This window comes from Allomuricauda sp. M10 (genome assembly GCF_020782875.1).
Lineage (GTDB): Bacteria > Bacteroidota > Bacteroidia > Flavobacteriales > Flavobacteriaceae > Flagellimonas.
In genome coordinates this window covers 14,218-31,624 of sequence record NZ_JAJGBN010000003.1, presented here as the reverse complement: position 1 = coordinate 31,624, position 17,407 = coordinate 14,218, and the positions used below count along the sequence as shown (strand labels likewise).

Here is a 17,407-nt window from a genome sequence, read left to right as displayed (position 1 = left end):
TGGTCACTTTCGTAATATGGCCTGTTTCGATTTCAAGGCTCTTAAAAGAAAATCATAACAGATAAATTCCTGTTCCCTATTTCTGTTTGAAAACAACCGATTTAAACTCATGTGTATCAAGCTAGATTGTATTTGTACTTTGGTTGTATAATCAAAATCTAAAGAATTGTAGTCCATTAGTTTCTTTGTTAAAGAACTAAGATAGGTACTATCTACGGGGTTAAAGTTGTCAATCACTTGCTTAACGTAATTACTGAGTTCCCTATATTTTCTGTCAATCTCAATCTTTAAATCTTTTTTGAGTTCAAATTCGTCAACAAAAGCATCTCTAATTTCCTCCATGAATTGAATTTTTTCTCTTAGGCCTGGATAAAAAACATTTAGGTAAAAAAACATTAGATAAACACCAGATTTCCATTCAAAATCTTTGGTTCTGAAGTTTGGATTTTTCAGAATGGAGACATTTATTTCACTATCAATAAAAAAAACTTCTTCTGCTAATTGCATGGCTTTCCCCCCATACCTATCCACTTCCCTTTTATATGTACTTATCCCAACATCCCAAATAACCTCTTGGCTAAATGGTTGCGAAAAGCATTTGTTCATGGCCGATACGACTTCATTTACTTTTAAAGAATCTGATAATTCCAGCCTTACTCTTAAATGGAATTCAGGGTCATTGTATCTTATGAAAAACCACTTTTCAATAATTTCTTCCTGTTTGAGTATTTCTATAGTGGGATAAAAATGGTCGCACAAAAACTCATTGGCCTTTTGAATGCCAATATATAGCTGATAGTAAACCCATTTGTCCCCGGGTAATAAGATTTTTTGAACTTTATGAATCATATCCAGGCTACTATGTCTTTTTGATATAGGTAACTATAATTTCATTGGCATGTTTCAACGTCCCATTTCTATAATGGTATGAGTCAAACAAAAATTCATGAAGAATTATGGTGGATTGGTTTCCAATTAGCTGAATAAAATATTTCAGGCAATCTATATTTTCAAGATTTACAAGAATTTCATTTTCTCCTTGAATGAGTGACACAAGCTTAGGTATCTTCAATTTTTTTCTAACCTTTCTCATTTCCACAATAAGGTTTTCAGGAACGGGATTCACTCCAAATAAATTGCTCAAAAACTCATTTTCAAACTGCCACCTGGCAGGTGATATGATTATTCCTTGATATGTTATTCTAGGAATGAAAGGAAAAATATTCCCAAGAAAAGACAAATCAGGAGAAAGGTTATTGTTGGTATTTTGTCCCTGTAAATCACATAAGAACATATAAACAGGTAAAGTGCTCGACTCAAAATTATGTGCATTGCTCAAGTGAGGCACTATTTCCTTGTTTAGTCTATCGGACATTAAAATTAAAGTACCGTCTCTCAAGAAAATCGATATATCATCCAATAGAATACTGTTTTTCTTATGGGGTGGTGATAGAATAGGTATTTCATATCGTCTAAGATTTGGCTTCATCAAAATATTAGCCAATCTACCTTCTGGTACATGAACAAGTTCTGCACCAATCTTAACCTGATCCATGGTCTCTTCTTTTTCTGAAATTTCATTGACAAGATTAGCAAAGTCCCTATTTCCCAAGGCAAAACGACTCATTAAATTTGTACCTGAAGACCCCCCAAGACTCTTTAATCGAACAAAGGGAGTCTTGTCTCCTTCTATTATTTCGAATATTCCCGAAAAAGTATTTGGAAGGTTTTCAAATGCATTCTCATCAATATCAAAGTCAGAGTCCTTAAGTACAATTTCATTTTCATTATTTTGAAGGGCCAACGCTATTTTTCTTGATAGCACTAAATCAATAGTGTTTAAGTCTATGTTGGCTTTTTGTTGGCTTTTTTTGAAATTTATACCCTCCAAAATTTCTGTGATTCCCAATGTATCCTTAACAGATAAGTAATCAATACCATAATCTGGATCAATCACTTTTAAGAGCTTTTCTTTTTGTGAACCATATCTTTTATTGAACTGTTTTTTGAAATGCTCTAATCGCGGATTTTTATGTCCATCATTTAGAACTCTTAGAATCTTCAACGCTTTTAGAAAAGGCTGTTTGTATGACAGTGGTAAATAAAAGTCATTGGCTTGATAAGAATTAATATGAAATAAATTTTTCCCCTCCATTTTGTACCCTAGCTTATTTATATCATTGATTATATCCTTGTATTTCGAGATTTCATTGATTCTTTCTAAATCAATCTTTTTCAAAGAATCGAGAACCTTTTCTATTGTTTCAGCTTTTTTATTCTCTCCTAGCTTTCTTAATAAAACAACTAAATTATGCACATAGTCATTATCTAACCTAGGCGGAGACAATTCACTTAAAAGGAGCTTTGCTTGTACAAGTTCATCGATGAATTCTTTTGCCTCCAATGGTGAAATGTTATTATCAATAATCGATTCGGTCAAGTCAGAAAGATATGCCCCATGTCTTGCAGTCTCCAATACTTTTGAAAGCTCAGGGATTTTAGAGACCTCTTCAATAACAAATTGATTCTTTTCCGCTTCTCTAGTTTGCTTTATATATCTATACTTTCCTTGGAAAGCCACAATAGTATCATTGGTATAAAATTTAATGGGTGACCAAAAATCCAATGAATCATTAATATCTGCCACAATATTCTCAATGAGTGCTGAACTGAGATAGGTTTTTCTCATTCCATTTTGAAATCCATTTATTTTTATTGATTTATTAAAACTTTGCACCCTACAGCCTGCTAAAAGCCCAAATGGTGTTGGTCTTACAGACAATCTTGCCAAATACTTAAGAATCGACAGTTTTATTCTTTCGAATTTCCTTGAGGTTTCTAAATCACCTTTTTCCCATTTTTCAATATGCTCCCAAAAAGTAGGAGATGCGATGAAAATAGATTCTCTTATTGCCGTTTTCGCAAGGATTTTTTTTATGCAACTATCACTTATTTGGTTTGACGATATCAGGTCTATAAATAAGCTAACGGGCATTTGAGGCTCTCTCAAAACAAAAGAGTCAAGAATATCGTAGTTCTGTTGATTGGGCATCGGCAATGTACATCTTGATAATAGAAACTAATTGATAACAAATTAGCCCAATTTCAATCAAAAGGGGGTATAGGCCTACAAATTCTATGAAATTAAGGCAGGTTCTTGCTACAAATTCTTAGAATTTGAAGTGCAACTGTCCAAATCTGTATCATTAAATGTAGCTGGACATTTAGTTTTGGGAAGGATAAATTTAAATGACCTTAACCTTCTATTAAGTATGAAATCTAAAAAATTAACCTTAACAATTATTGTTTTTAGCGTAGCATTTTGCTGTTATTCCCAAAATGCAACATTTGGCGTTTCAGGTGGATTATTAAACGGGTCTGGAAAAGTTAAAGATGACAGTTCAAGTGCATCTTCATCTGATACCGGTTTCTATCTTGGATTGTACTCTAAAATCTATCTCAATGAAAAAATAAGTCTAATTCCTGAGGCTGATTATGGAAATTTGAACGATAGCAGTTTTGGTTTTCTGTCAGCCAGATTAGGGTACTACATAGCCCCTAAATTCTATTTTCAAGGAGGGCCACAAATAACGTATTTATTTGACGCATTAACAGACGACGTTTCCAAAACCGGCTTGGATGTTTCTTTAGGATTGGGATATGAAATTACAGACAAATTTCATGTACAAGCAAGATATTCGTTTGAAGTTTCAAATAGGGTGAAAAACACAGAAACAGACCTTACCGCTAAACTTAATTGGCTTCACATAGGTATAGGGTATTCCTTTTGAAGAGGTTATAAGTCGGATTGAGGTTCAATAGAGTAGAGCGGCTCATTTTCCAACTAAAAATCCACATCACCCTTTTATAGCAAAGCAACACAATTATCAATGTTGGGAAAACATTGAGGAGGAATATTATGTCTAATTCTAAACCACTAGCCAATGAAATAAACCCATTGAAATTCAATCTCAAAACAATTAATCCTAATTCCAAATTAAAACGAAAAATGAGAAAAAACTATTTAATCGCATTCGTGTCAATTCTGATGACTTTTGGATGCACTAAGGATGATACTAGTTCCTCGGAATCATCCCAGAATAATCTCCCATTTTCTAGTCTTGGTTTCAAAGTAGAGGTTAAAAATGATATGCTATCATTTCCAACTAGGGAAGACTACGATTCCGCATTGGAATTTTTAGGCCCTAAAGATCCAAAAGGGTTTGAAACTTGGGAAAAGGAAATCGGTTTTCAATCGATGAGAAGTCTTCATAATATAGAAGAACTTGAAAGCAGAGGTATTCAAGATAATCTTTTAGCTACCTTATTGAATTCGGATGGAATGATAGAAATCAATCAGAATATCTTCCAAATTGATATTCCAAATGATTTGGTATCAGTATTGAGTACTGAAAATTTTATTGGTAAATCTTCCTTTAAAGTTTTGACCGAAAAGACCAGAACATTCAGCACTAATGACAATGTACTTGACATTCTAGAAGGAAAAGAGGAAACCAATAGTTCTGTTCAACGTAGTAGCTACTGCAGTACCAATAAAGTGGATTGGGATGATTCTACTGGCTATCTGTCCGCAAAAGTTGTATATCAGAAGGCAGGTATTTTAAATTCTCTCCAAAGCAAAATACAACAATCCAGCGTCAACATTTTCAATCTAGGATTGAGAACTAATGGAACAAATAACTTTTGGGTAAATAAAACTAGTAGCGGCACAATTGGGCCTTATGAAACGGCTTTTTTCCTTGCCGAAACCAAAAGTTATAGGCCCTACTATTCCAGTAGAAGGTTAAAGGATTATCGATTCTCAATTGAATTTTTTGCTCAAGATAAACACTATCAGGGAACCTCAGCCGGGATGATTACTAAAACCCTAACAATAATCTGTAATTAAACAATAAATAAAAATGAAATCAAAAATCTTATTATTCAGTTTTATAGTTTCTTCACTATCAATTATTTCTTGTTCAAAGGAGCAAACCGAAATTTTAAGTGAGGAAAACTCTACTATAGAAGCAGTAGAAGTCCAAGTGGTCAACAACAAATTGAAATTCGACAACGAAGAATCTTTGGCAACCTTTTTAGGACAGACAGAAGATAAAAAATTCAGTCAGAAATTAGAAAAGCTAAATAAAACAGGATTCAGCTCATTGAGACCTGTATTTGATTTAGATGATGATATTGCCATTGACAATTATCTGGCCATGAAAAAATCACGAATCGCAAAGAAAGGATTTCTATATAGTCTGAAAGACGATTCAGAGGAAATAGACCTTGAAGACGAATTGGTTAGTGATCCAAGTTTTGCATCAGTCTTAAATGAAGACCGTGAAATATATGTTGGAGACAATTACTATGTATATACTACCATGGGATTATATTTCTGTAAAATAGAAAATGAGCAATATTTGAAAGATTATTTATCAAATTTATCTTCTAAGATTACCAATAGGTCTCAGGTTTCAAGAACTGGCTGTGAACAATATTACAAAAGTTCCATTTCTGCCAAAGCCACGGGAGAATTATCTTTGAGCCCAGTCCAAGGAACTGTTACCTCTGTAGATTCTGTAATTTCTGTTTATGAAACCTGTGGAGGGGGTTCAACCGGAGGCTCCACTGGAGGTTCATCTGGAGGTTCATCTGGAGGTTCAACTACAAGTACTACTATCCCTTTGCTTGTCCCACAAAGTTTTGGGGTTTGTGCTTACAGTGAGGACAGTATATTCCAGCAAATTTTTGGGAACACAGTAAAATGCAATGATTATCATGACAGTGACCATAGAATCCAGACCAAAGTGTGGAATGAGAATTATCTGATATGGTCTTCCGTAGGAGCCTCTGCAAAATATCAAAAAAAGCGCTTGGTTGGATGGTCAGAATCCTCTACTTCGGATGGGGTCAGATTAGGAATAAATCATGCAATCTATACATATAAAACCAACATAAGTCCGTATAATGCTATCGATCCTAAAAGAGTAATTTTTAAATACAAGGGAGTAAATTATGACATGTATGGCAATGTTGTACCCAAATATCCTATAAACTCCTCAGCATGGCCATTCCCTCAAAACGAAACTTTGGGTGCCATAGAAATTTACATATTTGGTGATGACCAGTATTGGCCACTTACCGGAAAAGACGCAAACAAATCTATCAATCAATTGTTAAGTCAAGCTAGAAGTGCAATATCAGGACTATCAAATGACATGACTCAAGACAAAGTTGGTGTACAAATTGTCAAATTTCTTCCTTCTTCTTTTGAGATTACCCAAACTGACATTTTACTAAAACATAGTTCACAAGCCAAAAAAATATTTGATTTTAATTTCTTACTAAAATTTAATTCCAGTTCATCAGGCTGGTATAGTACGGTAACAGATCAATTAAATGCCAAGAAATATGAAAAGATTGAAATTGATATGTATGGAGCAGCTCTTAGAAATAATGTCTGGAAAGGAAAACGGATACAAGGTAAAGTAGACTAACTTTAATAGATTTGTAAAATGAGACGTCAATTTTTTGCTTCAATATTTGTGCTTGTGTTGTCAGTTAGTTCTATTTTGGCACAGGACGACGATGATTTGGGCGTAGGAAATATTTTCAGGGTGAACTTCATAAATCCAGCACTTGAATATGAGCTAAAAATTGGAGGTTTTTCTGTATTGTCTGCTGCCGGAGGTATAGGGTATAGTGGTTCTTATAGAGAACTGGAAGTTCAAGGGGCCAACGGCTTCGCTTATATCATCAGTCCTTTTTTAGATATTCAACATAAATGGTTCTATAATAGAACCAAACGTGCAGCAAGCGGTAAGTACATTGGTTACAACTCTGGAAATTACTTTTCTTTAAGAGGAATTTCAAGATTCGGCTCCATAGCCGAAAATGTCACCAGAACGGATAATGTGGATTTTGCAATAGGGCCTACTTGGGGATTGCAAAGGTCAAATAGTAAATTACATTTTCTTTTTGACATTGGCCCCCAATACTACACTGACACAGTCGGTAATTCTGGGTTTTTTCCTATTATGATTCAGATAAATATTGGATTAAACTTATCCTATAATAAATGAAAATGAATGAGAGGGGCCTTCGTTAAGAGCCCCTCTTATTTATGCTATTCTTCTTATATTTTTCAATTAATTTTCTTGCTCCCACAAGCATTGCGGTATGAGAACTCGTAGAAATACTTGGGACTCTATTTCTATTGTCAAAATGAGAACCTTGATCGACTACTTTTCCATTGACCTGGGAAGATGAAATAAGTACCCCATTGTTCAAATCATAAATCAGAATTGAAACAGAAGCCTCATTACTTGCATAATAACTAGGATCATTGGACGGAACTGATATGGTACCTGCCCCATCGCCAATTATATTTCCCTTTACATTTATTAAATAATCACTATCTGTTGACTCCCTTAAGGCCATCATTTCTTCTTTTGATAAATCAAATGCAATCTTAGGAGGTATTAATCTATTCATTCTTAAATCATTGATTTCCAACAGTGAGTCTCCCAGAATTTCCTTAAAATGTTTCCTTGCAGTTGTATAAAGTTCAGCATCAAAAATCTCAGAATTAGATTTTGACCTATTTAAAATCCAAGTTCCCTTACTAAAATCCAAGTACTTACCCGTATCAAAAAAGTATGTGTATTTGGGTGTCTTACAAGACAAGACAAAAAACAATAGTAAAAGGTAGGTAAGCTGTTTCATTTTAAAGGTTTTTTTGTTCAAGCAAATTAAAAGCATCATATATTATGCCATATTCTATCATGGTGAGAAAACAGATTTTATATATTTTCACACAGTAAAGTAAACATTTTCAAGTACCACTAATGAAAAATGTGAAGCAATTTGTTATCAAATACTATGTTCAAGAGACAATCATTTCATTTGCCTCATCCAGAACCTTATCTTCAAAATCCTTGAGATAGATTTCAGTAGTCCTTATTGATGAGTGTCCAAGACCCTCACTAATAATTTCAGTTGGTATCCCCATATATTTGGCGATTGTGGCCCATGAATGACGTATGTAATAGGTGGTAAAATCACCTTCAATTCCAGCATCCCTTGCAATGACCTTGAGACGTTCATTCATTCTCCTTCTCTGGGACTTGTACTTTTGGTAATGTTTAGAACTTCCGTCATAATTGGTTGGGAACAAAAAATCTGATGGTTCCTTATCTTTCAAATAGTAATCCAGAATATCCTGTAATCCTTCCGTAATCTTGACGGAAAAGGGATTTCCTGTCTTGCTTCTTCCATAATATAACCGACCATTGTTTATGTCCCCTACCTTTGTTTTCACCAAATCGATAAAGTTCATGCCTCTACAATAAAACATGACCAAAGCATAATTCTTGGTATGCCAGAGCGGAGATCCCATTTTATAATCCAATTCTTTGATATTATCCAATTTATCTTTGCCAACTGTCCTTTTCTTGGTCCTTGAACTAGATGGTATTTTGTAATGTTCAAAAGTATTCTTAATCGGTTTGAATTGATCTTCATCAATAGCACTATTATAAATAGCCCTAACTGCCCTCAAATAAATACTGATGGTGTTTTTACCATTTCCCTTGCCAAGATGATATGCTTCAAAATCTTTTAAAAAGGAAATAGTAATGTCATATAGCATTACATCTTCTCCGTTATTGAATTTTTTCAAAGCCTCAATCCCATCTTGATACCACTTTGCGGTCCCTGGACTGTCGGAATTTTGCTTTCGCATAATCAATATCTCTCCCCAGCTCGAAATTGAAATTTGGTTATCCACTTTCTTCCTAACCTCAGAATCAAATTCACTGTCCCATTTTTCCTTAATCAACTTTATCAGTTCTTGGACATCCAATCTATCAATACTGTTGCCAAGTTCTTTGACCAATTCCTTTGCTCTGAAAATCCTTTCTACCAATTCTTGGGCAATTTCTTCACAATCTATTTCCCTATTGGCAGTTGCTGATTTTTTAAATCTTAAATTTTTGGTATCCCAACCTTCAATAGAGGTATAATAACCTGAACGGATAAGACTCTGCTTTTTATGAAAAATTCGAAAAACAATGGGATATAAGCCATCTTTATTCCTTACATTCTTTCTAGTGTCCAAAGCCAATCTGATAAGTGCCATTTTTTTCCTTTGAAATGAACTTTAAGATACGAAAATTGTGCATACTTTGTGCATAGTTTTTGTTGTTTTCAAATGATTTCAATTGAATCGAAAATTAATTATATTATTGATTTTCAATATTTTATATGTTTTTGAATTTTCACAAAAACAGTAAAAAACCGCCTGTCACGCAGGGGGTCGCGGGTTCGAGTCCCGTCCAGACCGCAAAAAGCTCCGAGAAATCGGGGCTTTTGTGTTTTATATCCACACCTTATTTCTTACGGAAATCTGTAAACTGTTTGGAAGATTTTGATCTAATTTAGAGAACCAATCAAAATCAACCCCATGCTCAAAAGAATAGCGCTATCCATTCTACTCTTTTTGCATTTTCTTGCATTTGCCCAACAAACTGAAATCAAATTGGTTTCCTGGAACATCAAGGACTTTGGCAAGACCAAGAACAGCGAGGAATTGAATACCATTGCGGAAATTGTAAGGGATGCTGATATTTTGGCGATACAAGAGGTGGTGGCCGGATTTGGAGGTGCCCAAGCCGTGGCTAAACTTACGGACATCCTCAACCGAAAAGGCGCTAAATGGGACTATGTGATCAGTGATCCCACCCACAGTCCCAAATATGCCACGGAACGGTATGCCATCGTTTGGAAGACCCATCGCATCAAGATCAAGAACAGGGGTTGGCTCATTTCTGAACTGGATTCCCAAATTGACAGGGAACCCTTTTTGCTGCATTTTTATATAGAAGGGAAGCAGTTCACGGTAGTCGATTATCATTCCAGGCCCTACAACAAAGATCCGGAAAGCGAGATCAAGGCCCTTTCCAAATATGTCTTGGATTACCTAAAAACTCCAGTACTGATTGCCGGGGATTTTAATGTGGATGAAAAAATGCCGGTTTTCAACGCCTTGAAAAAATCAGGGTACCGAACGGCCATTACCAACCAAAAGACGACTCTAAAATGGACTTGCGAACGAACCGATTATCTCAACTATGCCATCGACAATATTTTTTATTCCAAGGATATCCACAAAGTGGAAGGAAGCATCATCGACTTTGTACGCTTTTGTGAAGAACTCGAAAATGCGCGGAAATTATCAGACCATTTGCCGGTGTTTTTGAGGTTTAGGTTGAAATAAAGCTTTCCTAAGATAAATAGACCAACCGATAATTATCATCCACCAACATATCATTTTTTGGAGATAGTACCGATTCATTTTGATGGTCAATGACTCCTAAAAGAGTTTCATTTTTTTCCAACAAAAACAGCTTTATATCCTTGATCATTGCAGGAACAGGAAGTCCTAATTCGGTAGGTTTTAAACTTTTTACCCGCTCCCCACCCTCTCCAAAGAGTTGATAGAACAAATTGGATACATTCGGATGGCCTATGCAGGTTGAAATGATTTTGGCATCGATCAACTCCTTGAACAGGATTTCATCACCCATAATCTTGTCCTTAATAATCTCTGCGTTGACCTCATCATTTATTTCGGCAATGGTATGGGTCTCCGGGGCCTCCTTTTCAATATGAAAAACGGTCATTACTGTTCTCAGGTCTACGTCCCGAATGGTATCATGCTCATTGAATTCCGCAAAGACAACGGCAAATTTGGCCTGCTTTATTTGTACCAATTTCAAAGTATTGTAATCCGTATAGTCTGCATTTACGTAGATGAGCCCATCCTTATCTGCGATGGTTTTTTGAGTAATGAGGACAATCTTATTGCAATACCTTTTGTCCCTAAGCAAGTCTTGTATAACCTTTTCCGCGGATTTGGTGTAACCACATATTACAATGTGGTTCTTGATGTTCAGTCGGGATATTTTCCCTGAAGTGATGGCATTCATGACCAAAGTGATTTTATTGAGGATAATCGAGATAAAAAAGCCAAAAATGGCCATGTTGAAAATCAGTAAGAGAATGGACAAAAGCTTGCCAAAGATTGTCTTGGGAGTAGTATCTGCCAATTCGATCAATTTAAGGGAGTACCAAAAGGAGTCGGTAAAACTGTAAAACGCTTCGTTGTTCTGATTGTGTTCCACGCTATACAAGCCAAAACTCAACACCAATAGAATAAAGAGCGTTACCGAAAAAAAGATATAGAACATCCGGTTGTGCTCCCTCATACCTTGGAGAATGATATGGAGTTTGTCTATTTCGCGAAATATTTTGAAGGCCCTTACCAACCGGAACAATCTTAGGAAACGTAAAAGACGTAGAAGGCGGAAAGCCCTGAAAAATCCCAACGACGGCAAAATGGCCAATAGATCGATCATGGATGTTGGTCTGGCCATCCAGAAAAGTTTTTGCCTTAATGCAAAAAACAGGCCTTTGGTGCGGTAATCATTCCTAAAATCCGAGCAAATATAGAACCGGATGCCATACTCAACAATAAAGAACAAGAGCACAATCTTGTCCACATATTCCAAACCTTTGGAAAGGTACCGCTGTTCATTTTGAAAAAAGATCAATACAATGGAAAGCAGGATCATTAATGCAATAAAGACATCCAACAGGTATTTTTTTGGATTTTCCTCATCCAAGAACCAATATCTAAAAAACTGTTTCATGGCTTCCCGATAATACCCCACATTTTAATTGCAACCACACCTCCCTTACAATTTAAAAATCAATCAAGCTTTGTTTGATAGCATGGATGAACATGAGATTATGCCTACCATTGCCAACATAAATAGTAAAACCACCAAACACCCGCTATTTTTTGATTTTGAAAAGGTTTTACGATAGGTCAGACCTGGGATCCCGGTCCTAATGGAATATCCTTTTGAGCTTAGGCTGCCCCGCTTTCCACGAACGCCGGGTGTAATTCCAGACTTACTGATATGGACGCCAAAACCTTTGCCTAAATTGACACGTTTATTAAATCTGAAGGACATGCTACTTTTTTAAGATGAAATCCTGAATAATCTTGTCCATGTGCGTTGGTAAGTCGGCTTGTTTGACCTCATAGTTCTTTACCTTCATTTCATCAAACCACTTTCTCCAATAAGTCCTAATAACATCTTCTTCGTAGGGACTGCCCTTAACCGGATTGATTCCCAATACCAGCACTTCCAGGTTAGATAAATCTTTTTCAGGTACAATGAATCCGAAATCCTTTTCATCCATTCGCTTTTGCCAATCTGACTTGTTTAAACCGTTCATCTTAATAGATTGAGGGATTATATAACTTGTCCGGTTACCTTGTTCCATCTTTGCATCTTTATGGTAGATGTACCCATCGGTTAAAATCACCAATATGTTTCTATACCCTTCATCAATGCAATAATCATCCACCTTATTTTTAAAAAAGCCCCAAATGTTGGACCCCACATAATGATTGTCCTCTATGGCCGAGTTATAAATAAGCCTTGAAATGTTTCCATATTTCTCTGGAACTTTTAAAATACTGTCCTTGTTTACATTTTGCCTAGTAAAATGGGTCTTGAGCTGGCCAATTTTTCTATTAAGGGATTGGTCAGATGGTTCGGGATCTATAAAAACCTGAATCTTGTCGTTAATTTTAATGACCTTTTTGTTCAACACATGCCACTCAAAGCTTTTGGCCACCGATTCCAGATAACCAATATCCCTCAAATAAAATTCCATGGCAGGTGAAGGGTATTTTTTTGGGTTTATCCTATCGGATAGATCGATCAAAATACTAATGTTCAGATTGTCGTTTGAAGAAGTTTTGATGACAGGAACAGGTATTGTTTCTTCTTCCACTACCTCAGCTTTTGGATCTTGTTTACAGGATTGCAAATTGAAAATCATCATAGATAACAAGACAGTTCTAATTATGTTCTTCATAAGATCAGTTTATAAGTTTGTACAGCCTTCCTTCATAGCTTTCATCGGCAATTTCATGCTCTTCCAGATGTTTCCTTTCTTCTTCCCTGCAATTGGCCAATAACTCGTCCCTTCTCTTTAGGGAATCAAAATTGTCCGCTATGGCCAAAAACCAACCTTTTACATACTCGGCATGATAGGTGAGATACTGTTTGTTGGAAAATATGAACCCGTCTATGGTCCTTTGCAAATCATTAATTTTTCCTTCTATCCCGGAAATCTCCTCTTTAATGGGATTGATCTTTGCTATCAGCTTGTTGATTTCCTGCTGGGCGTTCTCAATATCTTCCCTTCTAGATCGGATAAAGGATTTTATCTTATCGAAATTATCGTACTCTTTCATGATAAAATCGAACACCAACCCCCAAATGATATAGACCACGAAACCAGCAAAGATGATACCCCAAAACTCAGCTTTTGTAAAAGCTATCTTTATATCAAATGGTGGGGAAGTCAACGTCTTTTCAATATCATAAATCTTCTTTTCGATTTGATAAGCTAGAATGGAATCGAATATAAAAGTGACCACGAATAAGGTTCCTATCTTTACATAGGACAGCCAATTCTTGTGCTTTTGGAACATGTGGATCAAATACCCCAATCCCATGAAGGCAAATGGTATGGTCGCTACGAAAACACCCTCCAACCATCCATCCGCAATTGCTTTTGAAAGGGCATTGGCATCAAATATTGCAGCAGCTAATTCATCGTCCGGATCAAAGGTTTTAAAAAAGGCCGAGTAGGAAGCCGAGATATAGAAAACCAACAAATAGAAGGTAATCGGGATCAAAACAATCAACCCTAGATAGAACTGTGCTTTGGGTTTTTTGTCCACATCCTCCACATATTTTTCGGGATTGTGCTTTACATCGGCAATCTCAGATTTGAACTGTTGTATTTTCTCTTCCAACTTACCAATGGTCTCTTCCAAAATTACCTTGGCCGTCTTCCGTTTCTTCAATTCTATTTCATACTTGCTCCTTTCTTGAACATAGGGTTCCTTTAGGGACTTTTGAAGTCTTTCATCTTCTCTGCACCTTCCTTTGTAGTCCATATATACATCCTGTAAACAGGCTTTAAAGACCATATGGTTGCCCTCGGCCTGTTTGGATGAGCCATAGCCGCTTTCAAAAAAGGTGAGCTTTATTTTTTTGACATCTTCCTCCTTGTCTTGTACTACTTCGGGTTCTGGATTTTTCTTAATTGAGAATATTTTTTTTAATGGACTCATATCAATCGTTCATCAGGTTCATCAATTGCTTTTTGGAAACATTCTGTTTGGCATTTTCCAGTAGAAAATCACATATGTCCTCTACATTTTCTTCCAAAAAGCCAAATTTTAGGCAATACTTCTTCAGTGTATTGACCTCATCTTCAGTGGCCACCCCATCGGCCCAAATCATAAGTGCCAGATCATATAGATATTCAATCTTATCTTCCAATTCTTCCGGTATGGTGGAATCCTGGGAAGGGTTCAGCAACACCTCATTCAATTGTTCTTGGCCTACTCCCCTCTCTTCTGCAAACCGATAGAGCATTTGAAGTTCCAACACATCAAAATTGTCATCGGTGAAAGCCATTTGATAAAGTCTTAAAAAATGACTTTTTAACTCTAGCGAAATATTCTTTTTATCCATGGTTGATTTTTTAGTTTTCACAGGCTATCCCGTCCTTGTCCCTATCCAAATTGGAATAACAGGTCTTATTGCCATCAAATGTTGATTGCGCCTCTGCTTGGGAGGCAAAATCGGAGCAGTTTTTCTTGGCGCAAGGTGATTCGCTATCGCTGGTACACGACAAAGAGAGTACGAGCATCAGAAAAAGAATTAGCAGTCCCAAACACCCTCCTTTACCACTTTTACTTTTGAAACCTCTTGTTCTTTTATTTACAAAATGGCCTTGGACGTAGGTGCCATCTTTTTTGTAGTAACCCCTTCGGTAACCCATATTTATCGGTTTTAATGGTTGGCATCCCAAACCTAACCCCATTACAATACAATCCCTTACAGAATTCCGTAATGCAAAAAAGTGGTGGAAAAGTTTGTCAGTTCGAGCGCAGTCGAGAACGAGTATGGGTAGAGAGTTCCGACCACATCTCGACTGCGCTCGATGTGACAATAGCAAAAAGAAAAAAAGGTTTCAGTCCTCCCAGCCACAAAGGGTGCGGCCCATTTCCTTGGCCTTGGCCAACGTGACTTCGTTGATTTTGGTGGAACAGTTGGAAAGTCCCCTACAGTTTTTGCGATAGTGGTACTTTTTGCTTCCTTTCCCCATACAGATGTAGACATTGGTATCCGAATTGACCGACACATCGAAACTCATGAGCGCAAAAAAAAGAATGGGAAACCATAGCATCCTAATCCTCATAATACCCGACCGTTTTCAGCAACTCTTCTTCAAATTGGTAGATATCATCCACGGTCGCGATCAGATGTCTGGTCTCTTCCTTGTGCTCGTCCATAATCCCGAGATATTTGTTCCCTCCATTCAAATGGAGGCGGAAAAGCGGCTTTCGATTGTTGTCATCCAACAGAATCCCGAAATAGGATTGGGTATCCCGATGCACAATACGATGGATCGGGAGCTTTCTCCGCAAAATGGCCACCACGATCCGATAGCCTTCCAGTTCCTCCTCCGTAGTGTTCACCTTACTCATCTTTTCGGGTTCGTTGTGCTCTTCTTGTTGTTTTTCAGATTCTTTGTCCAGAGCTGCGTTCAAGCGATCGTTCACCTTTTCACTAATGGTCTGGATAAAGGCCTTGCTTACCAAATCAGTGAACTCCCCCATCACCTTTTCAGTAAGCCGGCCCGTATAAATCCGTGATGCGAACAACCTGACAAAATCATACGAGGGAGCTTGCAGTTCTTCAGCAATCAATTTCTTTATTTCCTTGGTGTACTTTAAGGAACTGGCATTGTCCACAATCTCATCCACATTGAAATGGGACTTGTGGAACTTGGCAATCTCGTTGATGGTATTTTCCTTTAATTGGGTAATATCAAACTCCAAAAAGGGTTTTTCGTCCATCTTGTTGGCTGCCTCCAAATCCGTGTAAAACTGGTATTCGATGCCATTTGGTGAGGAGCGCGAATCGGGTTTTGGTGGTATGGAAATAGCGAAACAATTGGGAATTGTGTGCCACCAGTTTCTCCTTCCAGTTTTTACATTCGATAATGATGATAGGCTCCCCGTTCTGAAAAATGGCATAGTCCACCTTCTCCCCTTTTTTAAGGCCAAGGTCGGCGGTGAATTCCGGTACCACTTCGGTGGGATTGAAGGTATCATACCCCAATAGGTTGATGAACGGTAACACAAAGGCATGCTTGGTGGATTCTTCGGTATCGATCTGTCCTTTGAGCTTGGCGACTTTTTCGGCAAGGGTCTTAAGTTGGTTTTGGAGTTCCACGATGCTACATATTTTGTTTCAACCAATCACTGCAATTTTTACTTAGGTTGCTTGAAGCCCAATGTCCTGTTAATCCAACAACCAAAAGCTCATCATCATTATCTATATAATTTAAAAGGATATCCCTTAGCTGAGCACAAGTATAATTGGATTTAATAATCCAAACCGACTCTAAACAATGCCACCAAGTACCTATCTTTTTTATTTCGTCAATTAATGGCTGATAGTTTTGAATTGGAGCATGCAGGTCGTAAGTGATCAAAAAAGTTCCCATATCAAACATTAATTTTTACATCCATTTTTATCACAAGTAATACTCTCACTTGTATTTGTCCAGTGATCTGGATGCTCTGTAGTGTCAAAACCACATCCAGTAGTACCTCCTTTATAACCTTTGTGAACTTCTCCTGTTGGTGTATGTTTAACTGCCATAATATTGCTTTATTAGATTTAATACTTCCCAAACCTAACCCCATTAAAAAACAATCCCTTACAGAAATCTGTAAGGGACCAAAAATTTTGAACTGATTTATAAAAATGGACACTCTAATTTTGTTCTTCCAATACCGCATTCACTGCATCTTGGTCCAGTTTGTTCCAATTGCCCGTGGCTGCATCCACAATTACTGGAATAATACCACCAAGGACATCAAGTACAATCCAACCAGCGCCCACTTTTGTATTCACAACCCGACTGACGCTTTGGTAACCCTCTTTTCTAAACTCGATGGTATAGGACTTGTCCGCTTTCAAGTTCAATTCAACAGGGGTGGTTCCCATTTTAAAACCGTTCACATAAACTTCTGCTCCTCGCGGTTCGGAACCAATGGCCAAGGCATGGGATTTTTTTCCAAATAAGGTTGCACAACTATTAAAGGCCAATAACATAAAAACACATACAGAAAGGGTCAAAGTAATTTTTCTCATTTTTAAAATGTTTAGGTTTTTGCCAAACCTACCATCATAAAAAACCAATGCCTTACAGAAATCTGTATGGGATAAAG

The 17,407-nt window shown here is 36.9% G+C and carries 21 protein-coding genes; 5 read left to right on the top strand and 16 right to left on the bottom strand.

Going from position 1 to position 17,407, the window contains the following annotated elements:
* Positions 1-3: 3 nt before the first annotated feature.
* On the bottom strand, positions 4-849 hold the full coding sequence (locus LKX84_RS09100) for a thiopeptide-type bacteriocin biosynthesis protein (RefSeq protein WP_228236856.1): 846 nt from the start codon (positions 847-849) through the stop codon (positions 4-6).
* Positions 850-859: 10 nt separating this feature from the next.
* On the bottom strand, positions 860-3,052 hold the full coding sequence (locus tag LKX84_RS09095; RefSeq protein ID WP_228236855.1) for a lantibiotic dehydratase family protein: 2,193 nt from the start codon (positions 3,050-3,052) through the stop codon (positions 860-862).
* Positions 3,053-3,272: 220 nt separating this feature from the next.
* Here LKX84_RS09095 and LKX84_RS09090 point away from each other — a divergent pair, with 220 nt between their 5' ends.
* From LKX84_RS09090 to LKX84_RS09075, 4 genes are all read left to right on the top strand, one after another.
* Positions 3,273-3,791 carry an outer membrane beta-barrel protein gene (locus LKX84_RS09090; protein WP_228236854.1) on the top strand — a complete coding sequence of 173 codons (519 nt, stop codon included), beginning with the start codon at positions 3,273-3,275 and terminating at the stop codon, positions 3,789-3,791.
* Between the two features lie 218 nt (positions 3,792-4,009).
* Entirely contained in the window at positions 4,010-4,909 is a 900-nt protein-coding gene (locus LKX84_RS09085) for a hypothetical protein (RefSeq protein ID WP_228236853.1), read from the top strand.
* A 13-nt stretch (positions 4,910-4,922) separates the two neighbouring features.
* A complete protein-coding gene (locus LKX84_RS09080) occupies positions 4,923-6,500 on the top strand; it encodes a hypothetical protein (RefSeq protein ID WP_228236852.1) in 1,578 nt (525 codons plus the stop codon).
* A gap of 18 nt (positions 6,501-6,518) precedes the next feature.
* Positions 6,519-7,085 carry a hypothetical protein gene (locus tag LKX84_RS09075; protein ID WP_228236851.1) on the top strand — a complete coding sequence of 189 codons (567 nt, stop codon included), beginning with the start codon at positions 6,519-6,521 and terminating at the stop codon, positions 7,083-7,085.
* Between the two features lie 22 nt (positions 7,086-7,107).
* On the opposite strand, the gene LKX84_RS09070 is transcribed toward LKX84_RS09075, so the two are convergent.
* Both LKX84_RS09070 and LKX84_RS09065 read right to left on the bottom strand, forming a co-directional pair.
* Positions 7,108-7,728, bottom strand: coding sequence for a hypothetical protein (locus tag LKX84_RS09070; protein WP_228236850.1), 621 nt, complete (start codon positions 7,726-7,728; stop codon positions 7,108-7,110).
* 160 nt (positions 7,729-7,888) lie between these two features.
* Positions 7,889-9,142, bottom strand: a complete 1,254-nt coding sequence (locus LKX84_RS09065; RefSeq protein ID WP_228236849.1) for a site-specific integrase — start codon at positions 9,140-9,142, stop codon at positions 7,889-7,891.
* A gap of 324 nt (positions 9,143-9,466) precedes the next feature.
* Here LKX84_RS09065 and LKX84_RS09060 point away from each other — a divergent pair, with 324 nt between their 5' ends.
* Positions 9,467-10,279, top strand: a complete 813-nt coding sequence (locus LKX84_RS09060) for an endonuclease/exonuclease/phosphatase family protein (protein WP_228236848.1) — start codon at positions 9,467-9,469, stop codon at positions 10,277-10,279.
* Between the two features lie 7 nt (positions 10,280-10,286).
* On the opposite strand, the gene LKX84_RS09055 is transcribed toward LKX84_RS09060, so the two are convergent.
* From LKX84_RS09055 to LKX84_RS09010, 12 genes are all read right to left on the bottom strand, one after another.
* Positions 10,287-11,714 (bottom strand): potassium channel family protein, encoded by a 1,428-nt coding sequence (locus tag LKX84_RS09055; protein ID WP_228236847.1) that lies wholly within the window; start codon positions 11,712-11,714, stop codon positions 10,287-10,289.
* Between the two features lie 63 nt (positions 11,715-11,777).
* Entirely contained in the window at positions 11,778-12,041 is a 264-nt protein-coding gene (locus tag LKX84_RS18025; RefSeq protein WP_410548875.1) for a DUF4236 domain-containing protein, read from the bottom strand.
* A gap of 1 nt (position 12,042) precedes the next feature.
* Positions 12,043-12,924: a hypothetical protein gene (locus tag LKX84_RS09050; RefSeq protein WP_228236846.1), complete on the bottom strand. Its 882-nt coding sequence runs from the start codon at positions 12,922-12,924 to the stop codon at positions 12,043-12,045.
* Between the two features lie 37 nt (positions 12,925-12,961).
* Positions 12,962-14,227 (bottom strand): ABC transporter permease, encoded by a 1,266-nt coding sequence (locus LKX84_RS09045; protein ID WP_228236845.1) that lies wholly within the window; start codon positions 14,225-14,227, stop codon positions 12,962-12,964.
* 1 nt (position 14,228) lies between these two features.
* Positions 14,229-14,633: a hypothetical protein gene (locus LKX84_RS09040; protein ID WP_228236844.1), complete on the bottom strand. Its 405-nt coding sequence runs from the start codon at positions 14,631-14,633 to the stop codon at positions 14,229-14,231.
* A 10-nt stretch (positions 14,634-14,643) separates the two neighbouring features.
* Complete coding sequence (locus LKX84_RS09035; RefSeq protein ID WP_228236843.1) at positions 14,644-14,943, bottom strand: excalibur calcium-binding domain-containing protein; 300 nt, start codon at positions 14,941-14,943, stop codon at positions 14,644-14,646.
* Between the two features lie 192 nt (positions 14,944-15,135).
* Entirely contained in the window at positions 15,136-15,363 is a 228-nt protein-coding gene (locus tag LKX84_RS09030; RefSeq protein ID WP_228236842.1) for a hypothetical protein, read from the bottom strand.
* Complete coding sequence (locus tag LKX84_RS17995) at positions 15,353-16,024, bottom strand: hypothetical protein (RefSeq protein WP_317206468.1); 672 nt, start codon at positions 16,022-16,024, stop codon at positions 15,353-15,355. The genes LKX84_RS09030 and LKX84_RS17995 overlap by 11 nt, the downstream gene beginning before the upstream one ends.
* Entirely contained in the window at positions 15,996-16,403 is a 408-nt protein-coding gene (locus LKX84_RS17990; protein WP_317206467.1) for a type I restriction endonuclease, read from the bottom strand. The genes LKX84_RS17995 and LKX84_RS17990 overlap by 29 nt, the downstream gene beginning before the upstream one ends.
* A gap of 4 nt (positions 16,404-16,407) precedes the next feature.
* Complete coding sequence (locus tag LKX84_RS09020) at positions 16,408-16,677, bottom strand: hypothetical protein (protein ID WP_228236841.1); 270 nt, start codon at positions 16,675-16,677, stop codon at positions 16,408-16,410.
* A gap of 8 nt (positions 16,678-16,685) precedes the next feature.
* On the bottom strand, positions 16,686-16,835 hold the full coding sequence (locus tag LKX84_RS09015) for a hypothetical protein (protein WP_228236840.1): 150 nt from the start codon (positions 16,833-16,835) through the stop codon (positions 16,686-16,688).
* Between the two features lie 114 nt (positions 16,836-16,949).
* Complete coding sequence (locus LKX84_RS09010) at positions 16,950-17,330, bottom strand: PEGA domain-containing protein (RefSeq protein WP_228236839.1); 381 nt, start codon at positions 17,328-17,330, stop codon at positions 16,950-16,952.
* Positions 17,331-17,407: the final 77 nt, after the last annotated feature.

Coding starts and splice junctions, on each gene's coding strand:
- LKX84_RS09065 (WP_228236849.1), bottom strand. CDS start 9,142: ATGGCACTTATCAGATTGGCTTTGGACACTAGAAAGAATGTAAGGAAT.
- LKX84_RS09055 (WP_228236847.1), bottom strand. CDS start 11,714: ATGAAACAGTTTTTTAGATATTGGTTCTTGGATGAGGAAAATCCAAAA.
- LKX84_RS09100 (WP_228236856.1), bottom strand. CDS start 849: ATGATTCATAAAGTTCAAAAAATCTTATTACCCGGGGACAAATGGGTT.
- LKX84_RS09010 (WP_228236839.1), bottom strand. CDS start 17,330: ATGAGAAAAATTACTTTGACCCTTTCTGTATGTGTTTTTATGTTATTG.
- LKX84_RS09040 (WP_228236844.1), bottom strand. CDS start 14,633: ATGGATAAAAAGAATATTTCGCTAGAGTTAAAAAGTCATTTTTTAAGA.
- LKX84_RS09030 (WP_228236842.1), bottom strand. CDS start 15,363: ATGAGGATTAGGATGCTATGGTTTCCCATTCTTTTTTTTGCGCTCATG.
- LKX84_RS18025 (WP_410548875.1), bottom strand. CDS start 12,041: ATGTCCTTCAGATTTAATAAACGTGTCAATTTAGGCAAAGGTTTTGGC.
- LKX84_RS09080 (WP_228236852.1), top strand. CDS start 4,923: ATGAAATCAAAAATCTTATTATTCAGTTTTATAGTTTCTTCACTATCA.
- LKX84_RS17995 (WP_317206468.1), bottom strand. CDS start 16,024: ATGGACGAAAAACCCTTTTTGGAGTTTGATATTACCCAATTAAAGGAA.
- LKX84_RS09070 (WP_228236850.1), bottom strand. CDS start 7,728: ATGAAACAGCTTACCTACCTTTTACTATTGTTTTTTGTCTTGTCTTGT.
- LKX84_RS09085 (WP_228236853.1), top strand. CDS start 4,010: ATGAGAAAAAACTATTTAATCGCATTCGTGTCAATTCTGATGACTTTT.
- LKX84_RS09015 (WP_228236840.1), bottom strand. CDS start 16,835: ATGGCAGTTAAACATACACCAACAGGAGAAGTTCACAAAGGTTATAAA.
- LKX84_RS09075 (WP_228236851.1), top strand. CDS start 6,519: ATGAGACGTCAATTTTTTGCTTCAATATTTGTGCTTGTGTTGTCAGTT.
- LKX84_RS09095 (WP_228236855.1), bottom strand. CDS start 3,052: ATGCCCAATCAACAGAACTACGATATTCTTGACTCTTTTGTTTTGAGA.
- LKX84_RS09020 (WP_228236841.1), bottom strand. CDS start 16,677: ATGGGAACTTTTTTGATCACTTACGACCTGCATGCTCCAATTCAAAAC.
- LKX84_RS09090 (WP_228236854.1), top strand. CDS start 3,273: ATGAAATCTAAAAAATTAACCTTAACAATTATTGTTTTTAGCGTAGCA.
- LKX84_RS09035 (WP_228236843.1), bottom strand. CDS start 14,943: ATGGGTTACCGAAGGGGTTACTACAAAAAAGATGGCACCTACGTCCAA.
- LKX84_RS09050 (WP_228236846.1), bottom strand. CDS start 12,924: ATGATGATTTTCAATTTGCAATCCTGTAAACAAGATCCAAAAGCTGAG.
- LKX84_RS09060 (WP_228236848.1), top strand. CDS start 9,467: ATGCTCAAAAGAATAGCGCTATCCATTCTACTCTTTTTGCATTTTCTT.
- LKX84_RS09045 (WP_228236845.1), bottom strand. CDS start 14,227: ATGAGTCCATTAAAAAAAATATTCTCAATTAAGAAAAATCCAGAACCC.